19 protein-coding genes are annotated in these 19,447 nt (G+C 43.4%); 1 reads left to right on the top strand and 18 read right to left on the bottom strand.

Annotated features, from left to right (window positions below; all coding sequences use genetic code 11):
- Window positions 1-58: 58 nt before the first annotated feature.
- Window positions 59-1,612, bottom strand: a complete 1,554-nt coding sequence (locus tag MMB75_RS05815; protein WP_045244496.1) for an ABC-F family ATP-binding cassette domain-containing protein — start codon at window positions 1,610-1,612, stop codon at window positions 59-61.
- A gap of 172 nt (window positions 1,613-1,784) precedes the next feature.
- On the opposite strand from MMB75_RS05815, the gene MMB75_RS05810 reads away from it, so the two are divergent.
- Window positions 1,785-1,976 carry a hypothetical protein gene (locus tag MMB75_RS05810; RefSeq protein ID WP_230681881.1) on the top strand — a complete coding sequence of 64 codons (192 nt, stop codon included), beginning with the start codon at window positions 1,785-1,787 and terminating at the stop codon, window positions 1,974-1,976.
- 322 nt (window positions 1,977-2,298) lie between these two features.
- Here MMB75_RS05810 and MMB75_RS05805 read toward each other — a convergent pair whose 3' ends face one another.
- The 17 genes from MMB75_RS05805 to MMB75_RS05725 all read right to left on the bottom strand — a co-directional run bounded on the left by MMB75_RS05805 (window position 2,299) and on the right by MMB75_RS05725 (window position 19,028).
- Window positions 2,299-2,838 carry a cupin domain-containing protein gene (locus tag MMB75_RS05805; RefSeq protein WP_045244494.1) on the bottom strand — a complete coding sequence of 180 codons (540 nt, stop codon included), beginning with the start codon at window positions 2,836-2,838 and terminating at the stop codon, window positions 2,299-2,301.
- A gap of 455 nt (window positions 2,839-3,293) precedes the next feature.
- Window positions 3,294-4,283 carry a hypothetical protein gene (locus tag MMB75_RS05800; protein WP_045244493.1) on the bottom strand — a complete coding sequence of 330 codons (990 nt, stop codon included), beginning with the start codon at window positions 4,281-4,283 and terminating at the stop codon, window positions 3,294-3,296.
- Entirely contained in the window at window positions 4,270-4,824 is a 555-nt protein-coding gene (locus MMB75_RS05795; protein WP_045244605.1) for a hypothetical protein, read from the bottom strand. The genes MMB75_RS05800 and MMB75_RS05795 overlap by 14 nt, the downstream gene beginning before the upstream one ends.
- Before the next feature lie 448 nt (window positions 4,825-5,272).
- The gene (locus MMB75_RS05790; protein WP_016821930.1) at window positions 5,273-5,752 is read right to left on the bottom strand and encodes a hypothetical protein; all 480 of its coding nucleotides are present in this window, start codon (window positions 5,750-5,752) and stop codon (window positions 5,273-5,275) included.
- 49 nt (window positions 5,753-5,801) lie between these two features.
- Window positions 5,802-7,886 (bottom strand): hypothetical protein, encoded by a 2,085-nt coding sequence (locus tag MMB75_RS05785; RefSeq protein ID WP_045244492.1) that lies wholly within the window; start codon window positions 7,884-7,886, stop codon window positions 5,802-5,804.
- Entirely contained in the window at window positions 7,876-9,711 is a 1,836-nt protein-coding gene (locus MMB75_RS05780) for an ATPase, T2SS/T4P/T4SS family (protein WP_045244491.1), read from the bottom strand. Before MMB75_RS05780 ends, MMB75_RS05785 begins: the two co-directional genes overlap by 11 nt.
- Window positions 9,711-10,568 carry a hypothetical protein gene (locus MMB75_RS05775; RefSeq protein WP_031461588.1) on the bottom strand — a complete coding sequence of 286 codons (858 nt, stop codon included), beginning with the start codon at window positions 10,566-10,568 and terminating at the stop codon, window positions 9,711-9,713. Before MMB75_RS05775 ends, MMB75_RS05780 begins: the two co-directional genes overlap by 1 nt.
- Window positions 10,565-11,278 carry a hypothetical protein gene (locus MMB75_RS05770; protein WP_025365033.1) on the bottom strand — a complete coding sequence of 238 codons (714 nt, stop codon included), beginning with the start codon at window positions 11,276-11,278 and terminating at the stop codon, window positions 10,565-10,567. The genes MMB75_RS05775 and MMB75_RS05770 overlap by 4 nt, the downstream gene beginning before the upstream one ends.
- Window positions 11,279-11,300: 22 nt before the next feature.
- On the bottom strand, window positions 11,301-12,278 hold the full coding sequence (locus tag MMB75_RS05765; protein WP_045244490.1) for an SAF domain-containing protein: 978 nt from the start codon (window positions 12,276-12,278) through the stop codon (window positions 11,301-11,303).
- A 40-nt stretch (window positions 12,279-12,318) separates the two neighbouring features.
- A complete protein-coding gene (locus tag MMB75_RS05760) occupies window positions 12,319-13,812 on the bottom strand; it encodes a serine/threonine protein kinase (protein ID WP_045244489.1) in 1,494 nt (497 codons plus the stop codon).
- Window positions 13,813-13,990: 178 nt separating this feature from the next.
- A complete protein-coding gene (locus MMB75_RS05755; RefSeq protein ID WP_016821938.1) occupies window positions 13,991-15,049 on the bottom strand; it encodes a 23S rRNA (cytidine(2498)-2'-O)-methyltransferase RlmM in 1,059 nt (352 codons plus the stop codon).
- A gap of 22 nt (window positions 15,050-15,071) precedes the next feature.
- Complete coding sequence (locus tag MMB75_RS05750) at window positions 15,072-15,845, bottom strand: ABC transporter ATP-binding protein (RefSeq protein ID WP_017427705.1); 774 nt, start codon at window positions 15,843-15,845, stop codon at window positions 15,072-15,074.
- Window positions 15,842-16,156 carry a thioredoxin family protein gene (locus tag MMB75_RS05745; protein ID WP_016821940.1) on the bottom strand — a complete coding sequence of 105 codons (315 nt, stop codon included), beginning with the start codon at window positions 16,154-16,156 and terminating at the stop codon, window positions 15,842-15,844. Before MMB75_RS05745 ends, MMB75_RS05750 begins: the two co-directional genes overlap by 4 nt.
- Window positions 16,153-16,491, bottom strand: a complete 339-nt coding sequence (locus MMB75_RS05740; protein WP_016821941.1) for a cyclic-phosphate processing receiver domain-containing protein — start codon at window positions 16,489-16,491, stop codon at window positions 16,153-16,155. The genes MMB75_RS05745 and MMB75_RS05740 overlap by 4 nt, the downstream gene beginning before the upstream one ends.
- Window positions 16,492-16,566: 75 nt before the next feature.
- Window positions 16,567-17,415, bottom strand: coding sequence for a deoxyribonuclease IV (locus MMB75_RS05735; protein ID WP_185156693.1), 849 nt, complete (start codon window positions 17,413-17,415; stop codon window positions 16,567-16,569).
- The gene (locus MMB75_RS05730) at window positions 17,405-18,223 is read right to left on the bottom strand and encodes an Fpg/Nei family DNA glycosylase (RefSeq protein ID WP_026065468.1); all 819 of its coding nucleotides are present in this window, start codon (window positions 18,221-18,223) and stop codon (window positions 17,405-17,407) included. Before MMB75_RS05730 ends, MMB75_RS05735 begins: the two co-directional genes overlap by 11 nt.
- A gap of 64 nt (window positions 18,224-18,287) precedes the next feature.
- A complete protein-coding gene (locus MMB75_RS05725; RefSeq protein WP_045244487.1) occupies window positions 18,288-19,028 on the bottom strand; it encodes an HAD-IIA family hydrolase in 741 nt (246 codons plus the stop codon).
- Between the last annotated feature and the right edge of the window lie 419 nt (window positions 19,029-19,447).

Here is a 19,447-nt window from a genome sequence, read left to right as displayed (position 1 = left end):
AGCATATTTTCCTAATTCTGCAAACCCCACCTTGTGTTAAATCTGTCAGAACTGGATTTTAGTTAACTTTACTAGACCACTCTTCTACATTCCACGTTTTGGTTACCCAATCCTCGTAAAAGTCCGGTTCGTGGGATACAAGCAATACGGTCCCTTTGTATTCCTTCAAAGCGCGTTTGAGTTCATCCTTTGCTTTGACATCCAAGTGGTTGGTAGGCTCATCAAACAGTACCCAGTTGCTCTCACGCATTAACAGTTTACAAAGGCGGACTTTAGCCTGTTCTCCACCACTAAGCGCAGACAAAGGCCGGGTGATATGCTCATTCTTCAAACCACAGCGCGCCAAATGCGCTCGTACTTCATGCTGATTCAAATGCGGAAATTCATTCCATACATCGTCAATCGGTGTAATTTTCTCCGCCTTTACTTCCTGTTCAAAATAAGCAGGCTGCAAGAAATCCCCTTGATAGGTTTTTCCGCTGATTGGAGGTATTTTCCCGAGAATGGTTTTGAGCAACGTAGACTTACCAACACCATTGCAGCCAACAATTGCGATCTTTTCGCCACGTTCGATCGTCATGGACATTTTAGGCAAAAGGGCATGAGTGTAGCCAATTTCAAAATCAATACCCTCAAAAACCGTTTTCCCGCTCGCACGGGCTTCTTTGAACTGAAAGGTTGGCTTTACAGCTTCTTCAGGCTTATCAATACGTTCGATCCGATCAAGCTGCTTTTCACGGCTTTTTGCACGGCCTGATGTAGATGCGCGCGCTTTATTGCGCTGAATAAAATCTTCCTGTTTCTTAATATATTCCTGCTGCTTCTCATATGCATCAATATGCTGTGCTTTGTTCAGATCCGCCATTTCAAGAAACTTTTCATAGTTAGCTGAATAGCGGGTCATCTTAGCAAATTCAAGATGGTAGATTACATTAACGACTTGGTTCATAAATTCAGTATCATGTGAGATGAGGATAAAAGCATAGGGATAATCCTTCAAATATCGCGTAAGCCATTCAATATGCTCCACATCCAAATAGTTGGTAGGCTCATCCAGCAGCAATACATTTGGCTTTTCCAACAGCAACTTAGCAAGAAGCACCTTTGTCCGTTGCCCACCACTAAGTGCTGCTACATCCCGATCCAGTCCGATGGCAGAGAGACCTAATCCATTCGCCATTTCTTCAACCTTCACATCAATGAGGTAAAAATCCCCCATATCCAATTGCTCTTGAATTTCTCCCATCTGTTCCAGCAAAACTTCCAACTCTTCGGGAGAAGCCTCTCCCATTTTGTCTGTAATTTGCATCATTTCCTTTTCTAGTTCCAACAAAGGAAGAAAAGCGTCTTTTAATACATCACGTACTGTTTTGCCCGGCGTCAGCTTGGTGTGCTGATCCAGATAGCCATAACGTACACGTGGAGTCCATTCCACTTTGCCTTCATCTTTAAGCAATTTTCCAGTCAGAATGTTCATGAGTGTCGATTTACCAACACCATTAGCTCCTACCAATCCTACACGTTCCCCCGCAAGTAATCGAAAGGAAACATTTTTAAATAATGCACGGTCCCCAAAGTTGTGGGATACATTTTCTACAGTCAATAAACTCATAAGCTGTTTTTGGCTCCTTATTGTCATCGGCACTGCCGAGTGTTCTTATTTCATCAATCTTTCGTTTCTTTCAAAGCCTTATTGTAGCACATTCGGCACCCTTATCGGAACATTGAAAACAGCGAATTTTAAGGTTTTCAGATGGATAGGCCTAAAAAAAGAAAGCCAGCTGATGTTAGTCAAGGGTTCCACCAACATTTTAATGAAAATATACGCTAAGGACATGGCTTATTTTTTTGCCCTCCTTGCCCTTATTAAAACGGATTTGAAAGTAGTAGAAATCGACATCGGCCAACTTGATATTGGTCAACTCGCTTCCCAAAAGTCGGTAAATAGCAACGTATTCACAATCAATATGTCTTGAAGGTTTTTCGCTTGCTAAATCATATCGAAGTAGCGCTTAATCTCCTCTTCGGTAGGTACATAAGGAGTTTCTTTGCTTCTTTTGGCAATTTAAGCTTCAAGCTTAGTTCTAAAATGTTGGAACAGCGTTGAAGTTAGTATACATAAGCTTACAATTCCAAATAATGAATACCTTAATAATTGATAAGTTCTAATAACAATTAAAAAACAGAACTCTATGTAGACAGTCCTCATGAGTATCGAAGGAATAATAAAATGGAGAAAATGTAATTATCCCGGCCTGGGTTCCGGACCGGGAAGAAATAAAATATAATTGGATTTATTTATCTTTCAGCAGACATGGCAATTTCTTTTGATTCATGAACTGTTCCAAATGGATGCTCAGGCGGTGCATAGATAACGTATATCTTAAGGGGCATATTTCCTGTATTAATTACATTGTGCCATTTTCCAGCAGGTATCATAATTGCATAGCCATCATAGGCCATCACTTGAAAATCTAATTGGTCTTTCCTATCCCCCATTTGAACAAGTCCCTGACCTTCTTCAATACGTATGAATTGATCAGTTGTTGGATGAGCTTCTAAACCGATATCATCGCCAACATTAATACTCATCAGAGTCACTTGTAAATGTTTTCCTGTCCATATAGCGGTACGATAATTTTTGTTTTGTTTTGCAGCCTGGTCAATATTCACTACAAATGGACTTTGTCCATAATCTCTTAATATTGTCTTTTCATAGAGATTACTGTCGTTATTATACCAATTGTAGTATTGAGGATCATAACTCCTATAATTGTAATTACAGCTGTTATACATAGGAATATGCCATGGAAAGTGATGGCATGATTTCTGGTACATACTCATTCTCCTTTATTTGATTTAGTGTTTACTTATCATATGCGGCTGCCTATATAAAGGACTAAAAAACCTTCAACAATAGGCAAAAGCCTAATTGATGCCAAGACAAAAATATTCACAAGCGTTTTCGTCCTTCACTTCAAAAGACGTTATTACTTAAAGTTACATTTAATACCATATAATTCCAATTTGTATCATCTTCTTTGGAACTCCCCCGGTAAGTCGAGTATTAAATTCCATTTATTTGACTCACTCTTTAAAAAAGCAGTGACCATAAAGGCAAAAGACTAGGCTGGCACTGCTTCTATGGTGCTATCGGCTTGGCTTGGAGATTCGTCTATTTCTCTGCCCATTTCAAAACAAAGTTCTTCCCGACTAACGTCAGATTAAACTCCTATTAAAACAGGCCAACCTTTTGGTTGACCTAATAATACGAAACCCACCCCGGAGGGTGATTATTTTAAGCTGTTATGATATTGGTACTCAAAATAACCAGCAGCTGCCGCAGATTTTTCATCCGTAAAACGCTCAGTCGCTTGAAAAGGGGTTGGATATGAATCTCTATAAAAATATTTCATTCCAGTACCCGGTTCTATGCCACCAATAATAGATTGCTTTCGGACGACTCTTCCACCACCAAACCCATAGTTATTGTAATACCTGTCTCCAACTGGAATACCTTGGATAAACGCGATCATACCCACATCATCTATTGTGTTATACCACTCCTCTTGTGAAATGAGTGGTAGGGTGAACGTATAGGAAATGCCATTCCGTGCTGCTTTTTCGTTATGGACATTAATCAGTCGAGCCATATCTTCCTGAATGGTGCGAACAATGGTGGAACGGCGTATTTGCTCAAAGGTTAATGAATTGTTCAGTAACGAAATGGGGGTCTGACCCTCAAGCTCTTTTTGAAACCCCTCCACCCATCTGTGATTCTGCGCATCATAGGCATGTAGATAATTATCCAGGGTGAATCCCACACTATTGCCTGCGGAATCAACATAGGCATAAGGCTTTTTTTCGCTCCACTTGGGGCCTATAACCGCTTGTCCATACGCATCTTTATAGGATGATGAAGCGAACGTATAATAACCATCATAATCCAGTATCACAATAGCTGGTATGTAATTCAATAACGCACGTTGTGCTGCTGTATCCCCATCAATGTCCATATTAAGGAAGAAAGTGTGCAAGAACGTGGCCAGCGCTTCTTCTTTATCTACACGAAAAAACTTATCTGATCCGTATCCGGCCTCGCGTTCCTGACGTTCATTCTGTGAGAGCACAACACCTGCATCCTGAACTGCGGTACGGAGAGCAGACGTATATTTCATTTCTAGCTGCTGTACTTCACGCTGATTCTGCACTCGTAAATCACTAACCACACCAAAGGGCAAAAAGAGTAGGATAAATATAACTGCAAAATCAGTAATCTTCATTCAAAACCATGCCCCCGTAAGAAGCTGAAACTGCCGGCTTATCGTTATCTATTCCACCCAGAAGCCATGATTTGTATAAATCCGCAGGAGTCCGATTCGTATTATATAATCGTACTGTAAAATAATCACCGGCCATCAAGGTATACCGACGTATCTGTTCCGACTTGGGCTGCGAATGATCAGGAAACAGTACAGGTAAGATTTGCGGGTTATAGTAACTATCGTATACAACTTCATAATTACCCAGAAAACTGTCTGGCTTCGCCGCATCTGCATAATTCGGTACATATTTTTTGTGCATATGCTCCAAATCAACTTCGTACGTATTGCCTGTCAGCTCCAGATCACGTATAAAATCGTTATACATCGTCGGTGTAATGTAACCTTTGGTTCTTACCATATCAACAAAATGTACAGTCGAATGATATGTATTTAACCCGGATATATCATCCTGCCGTTCAGCAGCTTGAGCTGCGGGTACGATGTACAAAAGTAATACAGCTAGCAGTGCTCCCAACAGCTTAGATATTGTTTGAACCACTTCAGTCCTCCCCCAATTTCCCCCCAATTTCTCAAAACGTACAGATGTTATGTCTCCATTCCCATTACGCTGTGAGTACATGGCATATATAGAGGAAGCATCCAAGGTAGATACATCAGGCTCAAACGGTTCAGAATATACATCGTACTCTGAACCGTCAACTTGAACCGAAATCCCCTCCTGCAAGTTCAAGCGAATGGTCTGAATGACTTGAGTCCCTTTAATCCGTTGCGGTGTCTCCACCCCTATAGTACGGGAGATCCGTCCCTCAGATTGCTCCTCCTGCTGCGACCTTAATTCCAGTGCGCTATCCAGTTGACTGGACAAGTTTGCTGCTGCTGCACATGCGGTTACAAATAGAATAACTGACACACCAAGCCGCAGCATACTTGAAGCGTGATCAGACATACTCACGACTCCCTTATAACTATTATTCTTGCTGTACTACTTAAGACTGGGTAAACAACAACCCACGTACCACGTTAGATTTGTCTTTAACGATTTCAGCCTTGAATTTACCACTTGGATTTACATATTCATTCTCCTTTTCATTCAGTGTATTCGCGATTTTTCCTGTCTTATCACTGCCGCCATTCACAGCGCCATACTGCTCACTGTCTGGACTAATGTTCAGAGCATTTCCGTACCACTGTCCTGACATGTTTTTTCCAGTTTTAATCTGAATACCAAACTGGTCCTTTCCCTGAAACTTCCGCAGCGCATTGGTTACCTGTGAGCCGCTAATCGTTGTGCCGTCGTATACCGTAAAAGAGGCTTGAGACAATTCGGTCTGGATATCGGCGAAATTGTTTTGTGCCGTTTTAGTGGCTTCCTGAGCTGAGATAAACAGTATAACTACAATCGTGATTAGTGCGATGGTCAAAAAAATCCCAGCGGCTACCTTTAATGCCGTTGATGCATTATTCATCTTTTTCTCTCCTCAACTTGTAATATTGGTTAAGCATTATTGAACTTACTTACTGAATTTTTTGTATTTGCTCATAATAGCTATCCATTTGAACAAAGCTCATTCCAATCAGTGGAATTACCAAATATAAAAAGATAAGACCATACATTGGGGCAAAACCAATCATCCTCCCCCAGATCGCCTTGCTGTCTATTATTTTTTCATACTCCTGTTTTCTTTGTTCAAAATAGTAGGACATATGGGATTCCAAATCATCAAATGCCTCTCTAATGGTAATTTTACCCAAAGATAAATGGAGCTTGTCCACCAGACGTTGAAATTCCGGCAAAGGTGCTTCTTCTTTCAACAAATCGAGAGCTGCCTCTGGCCCATGTTCATAATGAAGCAGACATTTTTGCAGAGGTCTTTTGAAGATTACTGAAAATCTATTCAGCCACTCCAATATTTCCTCGACAGACATTCGTTCCATAACCCGTAAAATGGAAATAACCGTTTGAAACTGATAGACCTCATGCTTCATGTCCAAATGACGCATTTTCCGTTGCAAATATAATAAAAGTATGGGCATTTGGTAGGCTACATACCCAGCAATCATACTAATCAGTACTTCCCACCACTTTATATATTCTTCATTCCAATCTTTCAGCTTTTGGAGGATTCGATGAGTATTCCTGGATAGCTGCTCTGGAGTAGCTGTGCCATTAGCATAATGTTCTAAAGCAGCGTACGTTCGCTCGTATGTGCTGTCCGCTTTCATGTTCAACATTTGCATGATTTTGCGGTCAATCTCACTCTGCTTCAAAGCTTCCTTTTCCTCTGTCGGACTTAAACGTCCAAACATTTGCCCCGATTGTACTGGCGCGTGAAGGATATGCCTTTTTTCAGCTCCATGTAAAACAAATATAGTACTAATACTAAGCACTAATCCTAAGATAAAAAGAGCAATTCTGCGTATGTAGAGCCACTCGAGCTTTACCTCCGCACCACTTTCCTTTAAGAGTCGGGTTATCTGGAAATAAGATGACATATGCTGCCGAGGAATTAGAGATTCCACCATATTACGAATGATGGGCATACGATATAACCTCTGCTCCCACACCCTCCGCCCTTTACCCGCACGATATCCTGTCTCGTCGGACTGTTGCAGTTTCTGTAACAGAAAGTAGGATAGGATGATAACAATGTAAACGGTCAATTTTGTGATATAACCCAATTTCCCCTGATAAAACTCATCCATGGATGGAAAGCTGGATCTCGCCCATCCCTCGATTGGGGTAGTAAAGAAAACAGGGGCCAGAGCGATCACGTTTAAACTTTTTAGCAGGTAGTCCAGTTTATTTCTCCTCAGCAACTCCAACTGGATTTCGCGTGCAAGACTGCTTAGCCCCTTTAAATAAATGGAACCACCATCCTCAACCCGATCACCAAACTCCATGACCATATACGAGATACCAGCAAAGGCTTTTAAAAACCGATTTGGAGCTGATTCATAATATCTTTCGAGGGCCCCGTGGGGATCAGCATCTGTCAGCGCCTCATGGATGAGCCGTGCATGTCTTCCAGCCTCTGCCTCTGCTAAATCGGCTGCTTCGGATATGGCTTCTTCCACCATACCGTGCTGATGATAGTGATGACGTACATTGGCGAACAATTCGATCATTTGCCCAAGTAGCCTTTTTTCCATTTGGCTAGTGGTCACGTCTATAATAAGGCTGTTGATTACCACTCCGCATAAAATGGCCAATACAGCAAACTCTATTCCTGGTTTCATCATCAACAGCACAACGCCGCTGCAAGCAAAAGCCCCCCAAATGAACAGTATCATCTTCATGGTCTGCAGACGAAGCTTATACTCATCGTATGCATGCTGACCAGCTAGTCGCTTACGAACACTTGTGATGTATCCAGCTGTGATAGGGACCCTCATACACAACGTATACAATTTATGCATTAAAGTTTGAAGTTCCCGTTGAAGTACCGCTTTTCCCTTTCGTGCTTCCTGTACAGAATAAATTTTACCTCTGCGAACTGCATAGCTCTTATGCTTATGCAACCCATACAAAGCTGTATATAGAACTGCAAATCCCCCACCTGATATAAGAAAAACCCACAATAAAATTTCTTTAAGACTCATAGTCTTCCTCCCAATAGCGGGTCAAAAAACTGCGGAAATCTGCCGCATCGTTTGCATTCATCTGCTCACACATTTCTTCTACACTTTTAGCTGTTAAGGGCTCCATTGGTATATAGCTTCCATTTCGATATTCCATAACATGGCGGTAGCTATAGCTCGATGAAGCATTGGGACCTACATTCGTATGCTCTGGGTTACGCGGTACACATTCTGTGATCCGTTCGATATAACGCCGCCCTTGCGCATCACGCTTGAGATGAACATCAAAGTTAATGACATGCACTACCTGTTCTTCAGCAATACCTTCATGCTGAAATACTCCTGTTTTGAGCAGTGAATTACGAAGTGAAAATACAAGATCACGAAATGTTTTAGCATGGTGAGTAAAAATAGTGAACAAACTAGCAACCTGCGACATTTGAATCATCCAAGCAGCTACTTCATCACTCGCTACTTCGCCTAGAATATTAACGGTTCCATCTGTTTTTTTCTGCAAGTCAAGACCTTGTTGCCCTGAAATATGATCTGTTTCTCGAAAAGTAAGAATATTACGGCGACTGTAAATGCTGCGTAGATGCAGTTCAAAGGCCATTTCCTGAACGCGAAGCGTATACGAAGCGTAAATATGCTTGACCATCGCCATTAACAATGTTGTCTTACCTGAACCCTGCGCACCTGTAATTGCAGTAATCCGACTGCCTTTCATTAGATATGATAGTAGCTGGATTGGAACATCAGCGTTTTGTCCCCTAATTAACTGTTCGAGCGAAGCGCTTTGAATATCAAATTTACGAACAAAGAAAGCCCATGATTCAGAGAAAGGCGGCCGTACTACTACTACCCGTGATCCATCCTTCATTTCATTGACCTTATAACCATTCGCTTCAGAAAGCTGTCCTGGGTAATTGTATTTGTAAATATTTTGACATACCCTTTTAAGCTCACGTTCCGATCCAAAGGAGAGGAATGAAAGGTGGATAGTTTTACCTTTGTAGAAAATCCATACACTCTCATATCCATTCATTATGGGCGCAGAGGTTTGTTCAAATGCATACCTATCTGAAGGCCACTGTGGTGATGAAGAAATACTCCCTTCCGGCACACCACTTACACCCCCACTTACACCATCGATCCTCTGGTCACGAATATCATCAATGACAGAAAAGCCTTTGTAATGTTGATAAATCCGCTGCACAATAATATCCACTTTCTCCATAAAGGAAAGGGGACGGTATTCACAGTCATAGATATAGCGGATATCCTCTGTCGTTACGAAATAGCTTCCATCCTCTTCACCTTGCTGTGAATACCTCATTTCGGCTAAGTCATAAGTATCCAGCAAACGTGATAGTGCATCCGCGCCAAATTTCTGCTGATATTGGTAAAAAATAATTTCGAATTGATCTTGTGTGCTAAACAACTCAGGTCTGGAGAATGGCATAACAGTATCGGCGATTTTCTCGTTCAATCCGTAACCGTTAATCAGAAGCTCACTCATCAGATTTTTAACAAAACGTTTATCTCCACTGCTGCCATTGGCACAGTCCTTTAACGCCCTTCGTAGTTCTGCCCTTTGATGGATACGCCGCCTATATTCCTCTTCATGTAATCCGGCATCCGCCATCTGGCTATGACTTAGTTCATGAAGCGCATTTTTGATATACTCTATCAATGTTTCGAATGTGGCATCTTCGCTCTTTGGTTCTACCCGAAGAGCTGAATGTTGCGAGTGAAGATTTCCTCGATATTTAAAAATAATCAGTACGATGCACAGTAGCACAATGCAGGTAATAATTAATCCGTTGATCATATGAGCGGACAGCATTAAGCGCCCCTCTCCAAAGCCTTGAGCCGAAGATCGGACTCTGCCGCCTCCAGAATAGCTTTGCTAATCTGCCGTATGCTCTGCGCCCATCCTACAGACATAAAAGGCTTACGTTGCTGCTCTTTTCCACTTCGCACCTCGCGTTGCACATGACCAATCACATCCCTGCGGTTCCATGCATCCATAAAGTCGGTGCTGTAAGGGACTGTAAGCAAAGTACCCTTGTAGCCATATCTCCTGCGGATATTCGCTTCATTCGCTTGTGAATGCACATCATATTTTCCAAGGACAACTATTATGGGTAATGACGAATATGTGGATAATGGAGACACAGATTCAAAATAAGCGTCCAACTCACGCATATTCTGAGTGAGCGAAAGAACGGCTAGTTTGGCACGTGCACATGCTTCATGCTGTACAGCCCCCCAGCCTACTCCACTCCCTGCATCAATCAGCGTTAAATCATAATATTGATTTGCTGTATCAATTACCACTTTTACAAGATCAGGGGAAAGTAGCGGCGGTGCAGCTCCAAAACCAGAGGTTCCCTCAAGTACATCCAGAGTGTGTTCTAGTACAGGTGTCGTATAGTTACGAATATTTTCTCTAGACAGCGTCCCTCTCAGAACTAAACGTGAAACAGCATCCCAGCCCCCTTCCTGAATCTGTAGACTTGGATCGTCCATGCCATACTCCTGTATAGGAAATCCTGATTCAATACCGGTATGCCTACGGCCCAAATGAGTCAACAAAAGTCTTCCTCTATATAAATTACCTATGGTAATTGCTATTGCTGCCGCTAATGAGCTACTTCCACTCGCTCCCTTAGTGGGGCTCCAAAACAAAATGGTGCTCATGCTCTCCTCCTTTCCGCACGCTTTAGCGCACGACGACTTTCTTTTATCTCCCAACTCATCCATTCTCCAATACAACGGCACAATTCTCTCTTATATATTCTGGATAGAGGTTTTAACAGAAGCTGTTTTTTATGCTCATTTTCCAGCTTTAGAGCAAGCTGTCCTTCATCCCATGGCAGTACATACGGCTCTGGTTGCCATAAGGCAGGAAAGCGATTCATGTATTCCCACAAATACGCCTCCTCCACACCGCAATCCACTGCCTGTATAAATAGCTTGTGAAATACAAGATCTTTGGGAAATCCAGGTTGGCCAAACAAATGCTCAAGCCAATTCTGTCCGCTGTGCATTAGCATGTGGCTATAATCACTGACCCAAACTCGGAGTTCCGAAGTTTTCCAAACAGAAATTGGACAAAAATCAGGTAGCTCTACATCCAAAATAACAATGTCATAAGTCTGTTCTGCCTTTTGATCAGCCAGCATACCGATATGCAGATCTTCCCATGCTGTAAATCCAATCGCCACATCGAATCCACAAAACTGTGTAATGGGTAGTGGTTTATCGAGCATTCCTATGCTATACCGATATTGTTCCCGCAGTGTAGCGTCCACAAGCAGTACCTGTTGGCCTGAAGCTGCCAATACGCTGCTGATGTATAATAAAGTATCGCTTTTGTCACAAAGACCGGCAAATATCCATGTTTTCATACTTCCGTTCCTTTTCTCTCATTTATTTGGCATACGGATCAGAGCTACCACCCTGCGTTAGAATCTTCGTTTGTTCTTCGTGGTCCTGTTCCTCACTCCCTGTATCATCAATTCCACTTACTGCATCTTCAATAGTTGTGCCTGCATGCTGAGCTGCAACCTCCTCACTTAGACCTTTTTCCACAGGTGTTGAAATCACACTGTTTGATGAATTAATTGCATTTTCTAGAGAATTTCGTAGCTGCTTTGACAGTTTTTGTTCAGCAACACGGACTAAATTCGGATCACTATTCATTAACGCTAACACCTGTGCATTAGGCGGATAGGTCGGTATAGCCTTGGGCTGAAATTGGGGATCTACATATGTCAGAGCATAGATGGATGCTTTATGCAGATAGGCATCTACAATAGCACTCGAAAGGGATAGTATTTCCTGCTCATTCATAGTAACCCATACGGTTGGGCCTTCTAGCCGAGAAATCTTCTTTTTGGATAATAGAATGTAATCCTGACCTGTTGGAAATTGAATGCGAATATCTACCTCGTCCCCTGGCTTCAGACTGCTGGGCAGTACCACCACTTTTAACTCACGGTTGCGTAGATCCTTAGGTGTGGGTTCATCAGCAGTAATCATAGCTGATGTAAGCACAGCTCCTTTTTTTAATTCTATCTTAGCTGTAGTGCGAGAAACTTCACTTTTATTTGTCAACAAATTAGACGGGGCTTGAGAACCAGGAACCTTAATTCCCTTCAAATCATTAGATGTAATCTGCTCGCCCGGTGAAATGTCACGAACAACCGCCCAGCCTGTTTTCGCAGTCCGTTGCTCTTGTTCATACAGTTTCCATTTCTGCTCTGCCTCCACCTTTGCCTGCTTCCTGATCTCACTCATTTGATGGATATTCACCATAAGGTAGCCCACAAAGATCATGCCTACAATACCCGCGCCAACACAACCTGCGTATATTTTTTGTTTGCTGCTTTTTCTTAGCTTGGACACACAGCTTCTCCCCTACCTCTTTAGATCTATACCTGCCTATTTAGTGCTGCTGTTTAAGGAATCTGAAACGTCTTTTCCGAGTGTCTGTAATGACTCCACGAAAAAGCTCGTCCAATACCTGATCCATTTCATCATCCCGTTCGAAAGGATCTGAATGGAACGGCAGCGCAAATACTTTATCGTGATCTAGCTCCTTTCGTAACCTGCGGACAGCTCCCGAGGGTGCCAATGGCAAGCAGTAATTCCATTTGTGTTGCGGATGACGCTGAAAAGATCGGGCTAGACCCGTTATATCCTGAACTCTCCATTCGGCCCCTGAGCCGACAACTAGCGGATAATCGGCTCTCAAAAATTCTTCCAGTCGTTCATTGTCCTGCCCATTCCCCAAGTCCAGTACGATAAATCTGTAGGATCCTCCCAGCAAGGAAATGACATCTGCACGAGATGTTTGCCGCCAATAATGAACTCCATCGACTTCAAAACGCCGACTTGAACTTGCTTGTCCAACAGGTATGCCTTCCACGACTTCTTGCAGTCGGGCAAATGCCTTAGCTGTACTATGCAGCTCAACCAAGGCTACGGAGTGGGTCTTTCGAGCCAAGTAGTGGCTCACTGCAATTGCTGTGTGCGTAGCACCGGAGCCGGAAGACACACCCAACACTGCCACTACCCTTGTTCCAGCATAATCCGATGAAGCATTACTAACAGATTTCCCTGGTTGAGCAGACTGAAAATTAGCACTGCGCCTCAGTTCTCCAATGACCTCCTCAGCAGACTGAAATCGTTCCTCAGGATGATGCCGCAGCAGCTTTCGAATTATCGGAATCAAATGTCGAGGCAATTCCCCGCGAATATACCCTTCAACTCCTGCTGTCCACTCGCTATATTTACCACCTGTACATAGATACAATAGTAACGCCCCTAGACTGTACAGGTCCGAGCGAGCATCCGTCTGTCCTGTTCCATATTGCTCTGGGGCAGCAAAGCCCACTGTGCCCAGCTTTATCGTATCCTGATCCAGCTCGGACTTATAGCTCCTCGCTATCCCAAAATCGATTAGCTTAAATTCCATTTCCGGTGTCAGCATAATATTCGCCGGCTTGAGGTCCCGATAAATGACTGGCAATTGGCGGGTATGCAAATAATCAAGTACATCCAGTACCTGCAGAGCGAATGGAATGATTTGCTCCTGTGGAATACAGCCTTGGTATCCCCTCATGTATGCTTCCAGTGTAATTCCTTCGATGTAGTCCATAACCAGATATACCGCACCAGATGGAGGATATTCAAAAAAATCAACAATCCTCGGTAAACGTGGATGGCTTAGCGAAATCAACATTTCGGCTTCCGTACGTACAATCTTCATTATTTTTGGGTCGGCAATCGACTCCTTCACTGCCCAATGCTTGCCCGGCAGCTTTAAATCTTCGGCCATGAACACGCGGCTCATGCCTCCCGAACCTAACGTACGAATAATTCGGTAACGTTCACCGACAATTGACCCGAACTCTAATTGTGATGGTTGATTCATCATTCTCTTACCTCCCTTCTACAAGCAGACAACGCAAAAAGGGGAAAGCCACCGCAAAATGAAGTCTTCATAATGACATGAAAACAATTTTCGCGGGATGCTTTCCCTTGATTTAATATAAATATTTTTTAAAGGAACAATTTGGATTTATTATATAGCACACTGCATCTATTGTAAAGAATTATTTTCCATACTTGATCATATACAGGGTAATCTCATCTCGGTTATGGAAAAGCTGTTTGGCTCGCTGAATCTGCATGCCGGACTCCTCAAAGGAAGCAATCACATCATGAATAAGCGCCAAGGGCTTTTTATGCATTAGCTTGACTGTTACGATAGCCGTACCACCACTCCGCAAACTATACAGTAAATCAGTAACGAGCCTTGCCATCTGTTTTGGACTCCAACTCATATCACAAACCAGCAGATCGAACGAATTCTCTTTAAATTTGACTTCACTTGCATTTTTACGCAAAAATGTCAGATTTGCGTACTTCATCAGCGAGGGCTCCATCTTGGCCGGATCAACCGCTGTAACTTTCAGTCCACGCTCCAGCAAGAAGGAAGTCCATCCACCCGGTGCTGCCCCAATATCCAGTCCCTGATGGAAAGCGCTAAAATCAATGCCGAACGTTGCTTCTGCTTCCAGTAGCTTGAATTTGGCACGCGAGATCTGTCCGTCTTCCTTCTGAAAACGAACTGCACCTCCGCTCCAATCTGATAGGTTGTCCTGAGGATGTGATACGCCTGCGTACCACGTATCTGTATCTGCAAAAACGGACACAATAACATCGGCGCCATGTACTACCAATTCCATAGGTAGATCACTTAATTGTTCACTCAAAGCCAGCTTGAGCGCACCTGCGCTTTCAGCCCAACTGCTATTAGATCCTTTGCGTACTTGCAAAGAAACACGTTGATCTATCAATTCCCTGCGGTTACGGATAAATGCAACCAGACGCTCTTGCACTTGAACCAGATCCGTACCTTCCTCCTGAAAATGAACAGGAAACAAGTGACGCAGAAACATCGGTGGCTGACCTGTAATCGTCTTCACTGCCTCAATTTCTTGCGCAGGTAATGTTGCTAGAAAAATTTCACCAGGTAGAAGCATCGTGCTTTTCACAGAGCCAAATAATCTTCTAAGCTCCTCCTGAGCATAGGGTGCAAAACCATGGTTGGCCGTACAAACAAATCTCGATGTCGACAAAGTGGACTCACTCTGTTCATCTGTATTCACGTATAGTTCCTCCAAAATAACGTTACCCTCCAGCGCACACCCGAATCCAAGGACGTTCTCCATCCCATTCCAGCTCAACTGGAACTTCATAAGTGTGCATAATCAATTCTTTCGTTAAAACTTCTTTTTTCAATCCAGCAGCTGCGACCTTGCCATCCCGAATCAACGCAACATGCGTAAAGAGAGGGACAATCTCCTCAATGTGATGAGTTACATAGACCACTGATAAGTCTCGCTTGCGAAGCCGATCAATCTCGACCAACATCTTTTCCCGTTCAAATAAATCCAATCCGGCACAAGGCTCGTCCATTATCAGTAGGCGAGGTTCAGCCATCAGCGAGCGGGCCAGCATTACCTTTTTACGTTCTCCTTGAGATAAGGTACCTAACGGGTGATGAATCAGATCGCCTAAATTCATACCCTCCAAAAGAGATACGGCTTTTTCTTTTGCCTCCGTCGGAATCTCCTGATAAAAACGCAAAAAAGCATACGCACCTGTAGCTACCACTTCCCAAACGGGATCTTTTAGCGCCAGCTTTTCCAGTAATGTCTGGCTAATGTATCCGATCTGCTTGCGAACTTCCCGCACATCACATTGACCATACGTTTGCCCAAGCACCTCAATCGTACCACGACTTGGAAACATATACCCTGTCATCATTTCCAACAATGTTGTTTTGCCGGAACCATTTCGACCCAGAATAGCCCAATGTTCACCTTCTCGTATTTCTAGGCTTACATCGTCCAAGATACGTCTTTCTTCCCGCTGTAATGTAATGTTCTTCATGGATATCATTCCATCACGCTCCTTATCCTGCTCAGCAAGTGTTCTACAGATTCCATTTTGTAGATGATTTCAGGATTTTTGTTTTCACCATTATATATAAGAAGCGCGGGGACACTGGAAATCCGATACTCCTGAACCAGTTCAGGAATATAGTTAATGTTGCTCTGCACCACTGCTCCTTCGGGGAGCAAATGCTCTGCTACCTCTAACATTCTACGGGCAGCCGCGCATGTTCCGCACATGGGAGTGTATACAAACAAAGCCAGCTTGCATCCCTCCCATATGGCACGGCGTGCTTCTTTTTGTCCGATCTCTTTCATCGCTTAGACTCGTTTATGATCTCTTGCATACGCACCTCAGGAATCGGCCCGTTATGCACAGTGACTCCCTCCGGCTTATTCGCATAAAGCAGTTCATACATGGCTCGGCGCCCCTGCGGACTGGAGGAATGCAAGTAAATTTCACGCGGATATAACTGTTTACTTGCAATAGCAGCAGCTACATCCTTTCCCGTCGGTTGACCCGGACCCAAATCATAATCTAACGATAGTATCGAAATTGGGTATTCATGAAGCAGAAGCAGACACTCATCCGCGTCCCTTGCCAGCTTAAAACCTGGAGGACAAGGTCGATAATCGTCCATAAACAAATACACCAACTTCTCCTCCTTCTTCCCAAAAAAGTAAGCTTACATAAGCCTCTAAGATAACTATTATTTATTTAAAATAATTTACTCCCAGCTTTGAATCATTCGAATGTCCTCCTGATGTGTCCCATCAGGTCCCGCCTCACTCTCCAAAACGACGGGAATACCTCTTACAGCTTCTTGTTCTGTTATCCAGCGTATGCCTTCAATACCAATGTAACCTTGCCCTACGCGCGCATGTCTGTCTTTTTTAGAGCCGTACGGGTGTTTGGAATCATTCAAATGAACTCCGTACAGCGCTGACCAATAACCGAGACGGTCCCCTTTTTCAAACAAAGCCTCGTCCACTCCACCGTTCCACAATCCTGCTGCATACGCATGACAAGTATCCAGGCAAAATCCGATGCTGCCAGGATCTCGACACAATTGGCGAATTTGGACCATTTCCTCGAGCGTGGTTCCCATGGGACCGTGATCCCCAGCCTGATTCTCAATTAATATTTTAGCATTTCCCTGCCAGCCTTCCAGCACATCATTCAGACAGTTAATAATATTATGATAGCCCTCCAGCGGGTCAGACGAATGCATATGCCCAAAATGAACAACTATCCCCTTCGATCCACAGGCTTCAGCAATATCCAAATCGTTGCGTAATGAAGCAACCATCAACTCATAAAGTTCCTGACCACGTTCGCGACCATGAGCTGGATTAACGGGATATGGCGAATGAGCAATAGATTGAAGCTGGTGCTCTGAGCAGTAATCTTTACAAGCAGCAGCATCTATGGAGTTCCATTCCTTCAGCTTGAGACTACGAGGATTTTTCGGAAAATATTGAAATGAACGTCCTCCCTGCTCTCGTGCACGTATAGCAGCTTTGGAAAAGCCACCCCGCGTACTCACGTGAGAGCCGATAAGCAATTTAGGCATCATGCTGCTGCACCGGGCAATAAAATGCTTTTTTCCCCGCCAGCTCGACTCTTACAATTTTCCCACCGCTTGGAGATTCTTCTCCTTCACGGTCATATACTCGACACTGATGATCAAAGCCACCTGTGAGCGTGTCTCCCTCCATTAGAGGCATTTCCATATAACCGCCCTCCGCAGTAGCTTCACGAAGTACGGATTGAGTAGCATGATATAGCTTTTCCACTTTTTCTGGAGACTGTACAATGTTTTGCACCTTGGAACCCGGTGTAAATCCGGCGATATATGCAATTTCGTCTGAATAGCAATTGCCAATCCCCGAAAAAACCTGCTGGTTTACCAGTGTTGTTTTCAAAATTCCCCGTCGTCCTTTTAGACGTGCTGTAAAATTTTCCAATGTCATACGACGGTCTAACGGATCAGGTCCCAGGTCTGACAAAGCTTCATCTGTTTCTTTAGCCGTCAGCAAGTGCAGATAACCTAAGCGCAGTCCGATAAAATAAAGCTTCGCTCCGCTAAAATCCAATTCGATCTGAACCGTACGGTCTGGACGTTGCTCCTCCGTTCCCAGATACAACAATCCTCCCAACATGAGATGAAGCACAAGCCGTTTACCCGTATTTAAATGAAAAATCAAATGCTTGCCCCGACGCTCTAAATATACAACGGTCGCACCCAACAATTGCTTCTTAAAGGTTTCCACTTCAGTATTAATGGACTTTTCACGGCTAACCGCCACTCCAGTAATTGGAATGTCCAAAATTTGTTTTGATAATAAGATTCTGTAGTTTTCCATTTCAGGAAGTTCCGGCATATCAACATCTTTCCTTTCGTAGCTCATAGCTTTGAATTCTCATATATTTCTAAGTCATATCCTTTTATGATTTCAGCTCTTTTTGCATCCATTCCTGCAGTTCGTCTAAACTTTCAAACATCAGGTCAGGTTTTACTCCAACGGCACGAATATGTTCATCCATATTAGCGCGAGTCGTCACACCCGTCAGAATCAGAGCTGTTTTACAACCTGCTGCTGCACCTGCCGCAATATCTGTAAGCATATTATCGCCCACAACCAGAGCTTCATCCGCTCTAATGCTCAAGCGATTTAGTGCATAATTCATTAGCACGCTTGAAGGCTTGCCGATGACGACCGGTTTGACCTGTGAAGCAGCTTCAATGGCAGCTCCAATGGTACCTGCACCTGGTGTAAGCCCGTCATGCGAAGGCAATTGTAGATCCGGATTTGTCAAAATAAATGTAGCTCCCTCACGAATCCAACGCATGGCAGCTGCCAGCGTTTCATATGTAAATTGACGATCTATCCCCTGTACCACATAATCAGGATGATTCTGAACAAGCTGCAAGCCAGCCCCTGTGAGTGCCTCGCGTAATCCCGTTTCACCAATACAATATACATGAGCTCCAGGGCTTTGCTGTGCAACATATTGTGCAGCTGCTAACGCTGAAGTATATACTTCATGACTAGCTGCTTCAATTCCCATACCAATCAAATGCTCGGCCACCGATTCGGGTGTGCGTGAAGCATTGTTGGTGACATATGCATAAGGTATATGCTCTGAACGCAATCGCGAAATGAACAGATCCGCACCCTTGATCATCCGATTTCCATGATAAAGTGTTCCATCCAGATCAATAAGTAACGATTTTATCGCAATCCCCTCCCCCGCTTCATTTCATACATCATAACATTGAAAATAATAATTCACCCCATGAATGGTATTCTCCTTTTTATTTAACCACCTGAATGACTTAGGGCATTAAATAATCGGTCATTTCCATTCCTCTCATCTATCTTAAGTCAAAAATGCTTATGAAGTCCATGTATTGCTGGTAAACCATCCAAAATAGCGTCATCCCTCGCTAAAAGCCGTCGCTTCCACATAGCATAAGATCATTTCTTCGTCGAATCTCATCGAAGATGCTACGTCCTCAAAGGAAATTCCCTGTATTTCCTGGGCGTACTCAAGCAACTAAATCCTTTAAATTCGATATATAGAAGCTCCAATATGACATGCCT

It is taken from the genome of Paenibacillus sp. P2(2022) (assembly GCF_029522175.1).
Taxonomy (GTDB): domain Bacteria; phylum Bacillota; class Bacilli; order Paenibacillales; family Paenibacillaceae; genus Paenibacillus; species Paenibacillus polymyxa.
The sequence above is the reverse complement of the archived record's forward strand: the minus strand, read 5'-3'. Positions and strand labels throughout refer to the sequence as shown.

What these genes read in the sequence shown, in the direction of transcription:
- MMB75_RS05730 (WP_026065468.1), bottom strand. Translation starts at nt 18,223, where the DNA reads ATGCCGGAACTTCCTGAAATGGAAAACTACAGAATCTTATTATCAAAA.
- MMB75_RS05735 (WP_185156693.1), bottom strand. Translation starts at nt 17,415, where the DNA reads ATGATGCCTAAATTGCTTATCGGCTCTCACGTGAGTACGCGGGGTGGC.
- MMB75_RS05745 (WP_016821940.1), bottom strand. Translation starts at nt 16,156, where the DNA reads ATGAAAGAGATCGGACAAAAAGAAGCACGCCGTGCCATATGGGAGGGA.
- MMB75_RS05815 (WP_045244496.1), bottom strand. Translation starts at nt 1,612, where the DNA reads ATGAGTTTATTGACTGTAGAAAATGTATCCCACAACTTTGGGGACCGT.
- MMB75_RS05800 (WP_045244493.1), bottom strand. Translation starts at nt 4,283, where the DNA reads ATGAAGATTACTGATTTTGCAGTTATATTTATCCTACTCTTTTTGCCC.
- MMB75_RS05725 (WP_045244487.1), bottom strand. Translation starts at nt 19,028, where the DNA reads ATGATCAAGGGTGCGGATCTGTTCATTTCGCGATTGCGTTCAGAGCAT.
- MMB75_RS05750 (WP_017427705.1), bottom strand. Translation starts at nt 15,845, where the DNA reads ATGATATCCATGAAGAACATTACATTACAGCGGGAAGAAAGACGTATC.
- MMB75_RS05785 (WP_045244492.1), bottom strand. Translation starts at nt 7,886, where the DNA reads ATGAGTCTTAAAGAAATTTTATTGTGGGTTTTTCTTATATCAGGTGGG.
- MMB75_RS05775 (WP_031461588.1), bottom strand. Translation starts at nt 10,568, where the DNA reads ATGAGCACCATTTTGTTTTGGAGCCCCACTAAGGGAGCGAGTGGAAGT.
- MMB75_RS05805 (WP_045244494.1), bottom strand. Translation starts at nt 2,838, where the DNA reads ATGTACCAGAAATCATGCCATCACTTTCCATGGCATATTCCTATGTAT.
- MMB75_RS05780 (WP_045244491.1), bottom strand. Translation starts at nt 9,711, where the DNA reads ATGCTGTCCGCTCATATGATCAACGGATTAATTATTACCTGCATTGTG.
- MMB75_RS05770 (WP_025365033.1), bottom strand. Translation starts at nt 11,278, where the DNA reads ATGAAAACATGGATATTTGCCGGTCTTTGTGACAAAAGCGATACTTTA.
- MMB75_RS05790 (WP_016821930.1), bottom strand. Translation starts at nt 5,752, where the DNA reads ATGAATAATGCATCAACGGCATTAAAGGTAGCCGCTGGGATTTTTTTG.
- MMB75_RS05760 (WP_045244489.1), bottom strand. Translation starts at nt 13,812, where the DNA reads ATGATGAATCAACCATCACAATTAGAGTTCGGGTCAATTGTCGGTGAA.
- MMB75_RS05810 (WP_230681881.1), top strand. Translation starts at nt 1,785, where the DNA reads ATGTTAGTCAAGGGTTCCACCAACATTTTAATGAAAATATACGCTAAG.